We start from the raw sequence: 435 nt of genomic DNA on the forward strand, positions 1-435 counted from the left end.
TAGGTTTACCAACTGATATTTTTAATGTCTATCCGGCAAGCGTTAAATTCAAGACGTATCAAGCACGCTGGCAGATTGGAGATATTTATGTATCGGGGGACGCAAGAAAGACAGAGGACAACCCACAAGGGTTAGGCTGTTATCTTGTTATGACCGGCAGAGGCTGTGATGATATTTTCCGTATTCTTGATAGTAGGAATTATACCTTTGGAGATATGTTCAAACATTGTGAGCGAAGATATGGACTGGATAACTTCCATTTCACTAGACTGGATATTGCCATTGATGATAAGAACGAAAAGCCATTTTTTACCATAGAGCAGATAAAGAAGAAATGCGAAAAAGAGGAATTTATCTCGAATAGTGAGGGCTACCACTTTGACGAAAGCAAGTTTGATGATTTCGACACCGCAAAGACCGTTTATATCGGTGCTG

At 40.0% G+C, this 435-nt stretch carries 1 protein-coding gene; it reads left to right on the plus strand.

Features of this window, described 5'->3' with window-relative positions; translation table 11 throughout:
• On the plus strand, window positions 1–435 hold a 435-nt coding region (locus tag NE665_RS24045; RefSeq protein WP_256302724.1), incomplete at both ends, for a replication initiation factor domain-containing protein.

The sequence above is a fragment of the Clostridium sp. DFI.1.208 genome (assembly GCF_024463855.1).
Classification (GTDB): Bacteria; Bacillota_I; Bacilli_A; order Erysipelotrichales; family Erysipelotrichaceae; genus Clostridium_AQ.